This is a genomic window from Pedobacter sp. (genome assembly GCF_035566355.1).
Classification (GTDB): domain Bacteria; phylum Bacteroidota; class Bacteroidia; order Sphingobacteriales; family Sphingobacteriaceae; genus Pedobacter.
Genome location: NZ_DATMRL010000311.1, coordinates 1 through 5694, shown reverse-complemented (window position 1 = coordinate 5694; position 5694 = coordinate 1). Strand labels below are relative to the sequence as shown.

Annotated in this window: 7 protein-coding genes; 3 read left to right on the top strand and 4 right to left on the bottom strand. The window is 40.0% G+C overall.

The window, feature by feature from the left end; translation table 11 throughout:
• Together VNZ46_RS12190 and VNZ46_RS12185 are read left to right on the top strand one after the other, a co-directional pair.
• Positions 1-1219: sensor histidine kinase (locus VNZ46_RS12190; protein WP_325560407.1), on the top strand; the 1219-nt coding region annotated here is incomplete at its 5' end.
• Between the two features lie 7 nt (positions 1220-1226).
• Positions 1227-1841, top strand: a complete 615-nt coding sequence (locus tag VNZ46_RS12185) for a response regulator transcription factor (RefSeq protein ID WP_325560406.1) — start codon at positions 1227-1229, stop codon at positions 1839-1841.
• 61 nt (positions 1842-1902) lie between these two features.
• Here the strand turns inward: VNZ46_RS12185 and VNZ46_RS12180 are convergent, their stop codons facing one another.
• A complete protein-coding gene (locus tag VNZ46_RS12180; protein WP_325560405.1) occupies positions 1903-2364 on the bottom strand; it encodes a PA2169 family four-helix-bundle protein in 462 nt (153 codons plus the stop codon).
• A gap of 197 nt (positions 2365-2561) precedes the next feature.
• Between VNZ46_RS12180 and VNZ46_RS12175 the strand changes: the two genes are divergently transcribed.
• Positions 2562-3539 carry a hypothetical protein gene (locus tag VNZ46_RS12175; protein WP_325560404.1) on the top strand — a complete coding sequence of 326 codons (978 nt, stop codon included), beginning with the start codon at positions 2562-2564 and terminating at the stop codon, positions 3537-3539.
• 199 nt (positions 3540-3738) lie between these two features.
• On the opposite strand, the gene VNZ46_RS12170 is transcribed toward VNZ46_RS12175, so the two are convergent.
• The 3 genes from VNZ46_RS12170 to VNZ46_RS12160 all read right to left on the bottom strand — a co-directional run.
• Positions 3739-4389, bottom strand: coding sequence for a hypothetical protein (locus VNZ46_RS12170; RefSeq protein ID WP_325560403.1), 651 nt, complete (start codon positions 4387-4389; stop codon positions 3739-3741).
• A complete protein-coding gene (locus VNZ46_RS12165; RefSeq protein ID WP_325560402.1) occupies positions 4386-5030 on the bottom strand; it encodes a DUF6266 family protein in 645 nt (214 codons plus the stop codon). The genes VNZ46_RS12170 and VNZ46_RS12165 overlap by 4 nt, the downstream gene beginning before the upstream one ends.
• Before the next feature lie 368 nt (positions 5031-5398).
• The coding region (locus VNZ46_RS12160; protein WP_325560401.1) for a hypothetical protein at positions 5399-5694 on the bottom strand (296 nt) is incomplete at its 5' end.

The window sequence follows — 5694 nt, the reverse complement described above, 5'->3', positions numbered from 1 at the left end:
AGATTTGGAAGCCAGCTATCAAAAGGATACCTTAAAAGCACTTACTTATTATCATAAATCGTACGAGTATGCTGTAAAAAATGAAGATGTCTGGCAACAGGGAAAATCACTCGATTTTATAGTATACTATCAATTGGCTTTAAAACAAAAAGAAGCAAAAGCTAATATTGACAAACTGTATCAATTAGCCAAAGAAAATGACCAAAAGGATACTGAGGCCTCTGCATTGGATTATTATTCGCAGTGGTACAGCAGATTAGGTGATTATAAGAAAGCCTATGAATATCAAAAGCGATATCATGCAGTTTCTGATAGTCTGCAGTCGGACAATATAAAAGAAAAAGCCGCTATGCTGGATGTTCGTTTCAGGGTGGCAAACAAAGAACAGGAGATCGGTCAATTAAAAGCGACACAAAAAATACAGCAACTAACCATCCGCCAAAAAAATACGATCAACTATATTTTAATCGGAAGCACAATTGCTTTTCTTATCATCTCCTTACTATTATATCGCAACTACAAAAACCGGCAAAAACTGCAGCAGGCAAAGATCGATGAATTGGAAACTGAAAAACAACTCACGGCCACCGAAGCTGTACTAAAAGGTGAGGAACAGGAACGCACCCGCCTGGCTAAAGACCTGCACGACGGATTGGGTGGTATGCTGAGTGGTATAAAATTTTCATTAGGGAACATCAAAGAGAATTTAATAATGACCCCAGACAATGCCCATGCTTTTGAGCGCAGCATCGATATGCTGGACAGCTCTATTCAGGAAATGCGCCGTGTGGCACATAATATGATGCCCGAAATACTGGTAAAATATGGGTTGGATACTGCATTAAAGGAGTTCTGCGCAGAGATGGATCGTGGTGCTGTGCTGCATGTAAATTATCAATCCGTAGGCATGCATCAAGCAGATATACCACAAACAACCTCGGTTACTATTTATCGTATTATACAAGAGCTACTGAACAACACGATTAAACATGCCAATGCCAAAAATGTGCTGGTCCAGCTCCATCAATCCAGACAGGAAAAATTGTTGGCCATTACTGTAGAAGATGATGGCAATGGTTTTGATATGAATCTGCTAAAGCATGCTGGCGGAATGGGCTGGTCAAATATCCAAAACCGAGTGGAGTTCTTAAAGGGTAAAATAGACCTGCAATCGGCTCCCGGAAAAGGTACTTCGGTAATGATAGAAATTAATATTTAAACAAACTATGAAAGCAGGCATTTTTGTGGTAGACGATCATTATATGGTAATTGAGGGCATTCGTTCCTTATTACAAAATGAAAAGACGCTCGACTGGATGGGACATGCCACCAATGCCGAATCCTGTCTGAGTTTTTTAAGATTGCATGAACCGGATGTGATCTTAATGGATGTAAACCTGCCTGATAAAAGCGGAATAGATTTATGTAAAGAAGTAAAGCAATTATATCCTTCTGTTGCGGTGCTGGGGCTTAGTACCTTTAACCAACAGGCCATTATCCGCAATATGATGGATAATGGTGCGTCAGGCTATGTCTTAAAAAACGCAGCGAAGGAAGAACTGTTGGAAGCGATAAACACCGTGATAAAAGGAAAGGTATATTATAGTTTCGAAGTTACAAGTTCATTGAGAAAAGCAGAACCTCATCAGCTCCTGATTACCCGGAGAGAAAAAGAAGTGTTGTTATTGATTGCAGAAGGATTAACCAATGCAGAAATATCAGAAAAACTTTTCATCAGTATTCCAACGGTGAATACGCATCGTAAAAGCTTGCTCGAAAAATTCGAGGCAAAAAATACAGCTATGCTTATTGGTAAGGCTACAAAGTTGGGGTTGATTTAGCCATCTTTCTTCGTATATAAAAAAGCCCCGTCAATTGACAGGGCTTATTTAGGATGCAGATCTATCTTTCCACGTATTGATCGCGTAAGCTTTTTATTTTATCATGTGATTGTTTTAAGCTAAGCTGCTGATCAGCAATCAGTGTATGCAGGTGTGCAGACAGGCCTTCTGTTTCCAATGCCGCTTTATAAGCTTTTTTAGCTGAATCTTCTCCGAACTCACAATTTTCAAGCACTGTATGACGGTCATGCCCTGTAAAAACAGCTTTCAAATCCATCCATGCACGGTAGATCTTTCCTGAATTTGTAGTTCCTTTTTCTGGTTCCTCACCCAGAACCTGCACCTCCTGAGTCAATTCAGATTTGTTTTGCTGACTCTGTCTGATCATTTCTGCAAATACAGATTTAAGATCATTATCCTCTGGTGATAGTTCTTCTGACGCTTTCTGATAGCCGACAATCCTGTCGTTGTTGATTTCGATCAGGTCATTCAGCACTTCGGTGTTTACTGTTTTGTTTTCCATTTTTATAAAGATTGATGTATAGATGGAACAAGCCCTAAATGGAAAAGTTTTCTTTATTCCAAATTTTAAAAATTAACACCAAGTTGCCAAGTCCTCAAAACTGCTTTAGAAAACCAATCGCTATCACCGCCCTGCCGTCATTCTGAACTCGTTTCAGAAGCCGACGCTAGAAAGATCAAGTTTGTATAATAAAAGTGATGACCATAGACTTAAAAATCTGGATATTTTTTACCTTCGTTGAATTAAACGCTTATATGAACAAATTTTTCCTCTCGATTTTTATCATCCTTATCTCAAATATTGCTTTTAGTCAAAGTAAATTTCTGAAATCAGGAAACATTGGAACAGTTGCAAAGACTCAACCAGCCAGCAAAAAACTTTACGGCCCAGTAGATTTTCGTGAATTAGGAGAGATGATTGGTGAAAAATTTATAGTAATGCCAAAGAGTAAATCAGTTCAAAGATACGGCTATCAGGACATTTACAGAGAGAATTCGAAAAGTGTAACTGATCACTTATCTTACAATGATGGCGTAGGGCTGGTTTTAAGTTTGGCTCAAATAAAAGGCCGGGATGGTGTGTTCCAAGACTCTCTTGGGAACAAATATACCAGCACAGTCTCTAATTGTCAATTTAGCGATCTCGCTCCAATGAGAGATTTGAAAGAAGCCGAAGAGTTATTTCTGCATAAGTCATTATGGGTCAAAGATCATTCATTAAATACTTACGATGCACGCTCAGGTGAAACAGGTCAAATCCATAATGTTAGGTTGACAAGGGTCACTGTAGAAGAAATTGCAGTTGGGACTGAAGACCAAGCACCGGTTCGATTCATTTTAAAAACTGCCAGTGGAAAGATAGGTTATCGAGATGTTAATATGAGTGGAAGTAACCTATCCTATAATTATCGTCAGTTTTATTCTTTTCACAACACCTTCTGGACGTACAACCCGAAAGCTAAATACAAGTTTTCCCCCCAAATATGGAAATTAATTGCAAATCAGGAAGCAAAGATCGGAATGACAACTCAACAAGTCAAATTAAGTCTCGGAGAACCGGATGAGGTCAACTATTCTGAATACAAGTCAGGAACGCAAGAACAATGGATGTATGGTTCCGGCAGCAATAGAAGTTATTATTACTTCCAAAATGGCCGTCTGACTGGCCAGAATTAAGTAGTAAATAAAACTTACGCCTATATTGCTAAGGGCCGAGATGAGCCTTATTTTTATTCCTATCAATATGTTTATTGTCACAATAGCAATATGGCACCCACCCTCATCGGTCTGCACCCAAGAAAAATAGGTTTTCATGATCAAGCCTCAGAACCTGGAAGGTTCAGCGCGATCAGAAAACCTATTTTTCCCCCAGCCCCTAATTAAACTCCTCGTCCAGCAATTTCAACATCCTAACCAATAACACTCTGACCCGCATAGCCGTACTCTGCACCACCTGCTTATACTTTGTAGTTAAACTATTAGGTGAGATAAACCCATCTCCTATGCCCGGAGTAATGAAGTTCTTCGAAATCGCCAGGATCAACTGCGTAACAGGACCTGCATCCAAGCCACCAGCCTTATTCAACAGCTTAAAGAAATAAGCCAGTGCATCAACGGAAAACAACACCCGGATCCGGGGATTACTTTCCCGTTTAGGCAAAGCAACAACAGCCTCTCTTGCCCAGTTAAAGAAACCCGCGTACCGCACTTCAATATGCTCCAGCAATTGCTCCAGGCAATCCCCGGCAGCAGCGTATAATTCCATACAAGAAACCGGTACCTTCTGATACTTAAACAAAGCATCAGCTAAAAAGCCGCAATCATACTGGATCTGCTTCAAATGCCGCTCCACTAAACTACTTGAAGTAATACCCAACATCTCCTCCTGCATAAACCTAATAATCTGCTCTTTAATTACAGGCAACTCCGCTATCCAATACAGCACTTGCTCCTGATCCAAATTAAAATAAACCGGATCCATTTGCTGTAGGATCAAGGTCCTTAAAGTATTCATTTCTGCATTCATGGCGTTATCCTCCCCATATATTTACTATCTGAAACCATTTTCCCACTCAAAGTATAAGTGCCCACATACACTTCAAGCGCTTTATTCGCCAACTTCGGGTTCAGTTTAAAGCTGCATTTATGGTCTGCCCTTTTAACACCTCCTATAAAACCATCCGTTATTTTGAGTTCCGGACTATATAGAACCAGCATCAGCTGATCGTCAAAAGACACCTGACGAAGCTGGGTGTTTTTTTCCCAGGTCAATTGAATCACATCAGCTCCAATCCTTGAAACCTCTGCTCCCATTAAACCAGGTAAGTTTCCCTTACTAAGTACAACATCAGGATAACTGATGCTCAGATCTGGGTAAGCCCCCTTAGCCGCCTGCCGATAATTTAAGGAGAACGCCGCATTGATTTCAGTTCTTTCTTGAGCCAGATGTCTGAACCCATTAGAAACATAGGGGTAAAAAGGCACCAGCCATTCAGTTACAAACTTAAATTTCATTTGATTGGCAATTTGTGCAGGTGTCCTTACTGTTTTTTGCTTTTTCTTCCTGGGCATAGAGCGCAGATAAGCAATACTTTTCCAGGTTGCCCCAACCACAGAACCGATCCGTCCTGAAACCGGTCCAAAAATTCCTTTAGATAATTTAGCCATGATAATTCTGTTTTAAAGTGTTTAATTTTTGATCTTTAACCGGATCATTTTTGCGGCGGACAAACGACATACAAGACATATTGTTGTTGTTTCAATCTGCTCCTGCTCTTGTTTACATTTTTCGATACCCGAGACGAAGCATAGTCGAACAAGAGCAGTACAAGAACCGAATTACTTATAAGCCAAACCTAAGGCCCAGCTTTAAGCAGAACTCCTACAAATGATGTTGATTGTTGTGATTTCATGATTTTCCGGTTTTAGATTTCAACCGAGCCCATCAGCTCAATTGCTGAACCGAATCTATACATGAATAAAATAAAGGACCGCACTTTTGGCGCTTCTGGCGTATTTATACGTAATCGGCGTAATTAGACCTTTTTGGCGTTTTTATACTGACGGTTGGATTCAAAGGAGTTACCAACATGCAGACGAATAGCAAATATGTAAACTATCCAGATATCGTTTTTCATTCTACTTTCTGTAACCAGATTGATTAAAAAGGCGTCACACACAAAAAGAATAATGACAAAAGCAGTTTCAATCAAAATATTATCGATTCTTTCCTTTATAGCCCTCGGCTTCATTAATAATCTCTTTGCACAAAGTCTGGAGACCAGAATCGACAGTACCATAATGGCGGAGTTCAATGACCCAAGCGGACCCG

Coding starts and splice junctions, on each gene's coding strand:
- VNZ46_RS12185 (WP_325560406.1), top strand. CDS start 1,227: ATGAAAGCAGGCATTTTTGTGGTAGACGATCATTATATGGTAATTGAG.
- VNZ46_RS12180 (WP_325560405.1), bottom strand. CDS start 2,364: ATGGAAAACAAAACAGTAAACACCGAAGTGCTGAATGACCTGATCGAA.
- VNZ46_RS12175 (WP_325560404.1), top strand. CDS start 2,562: ATGACCATAGACTTAAAAATCTGGATATTTTTTACCTTCGTTGAATTA.
- VNZ46_RS12170 (WP_325560403.1), bottom strand. CDS start 4,389: ATGAATGCAGAAATGAATACTTTAAGGACCTTGATCCTACAGCAAATG.
- VNZ46_RS12165 (WP_325560402.1), bottom strand. CDS start 5,030: ATGGCTAAATTATCTAAAGGAATTTTTGGACCGGTTTCAGGACGGATC.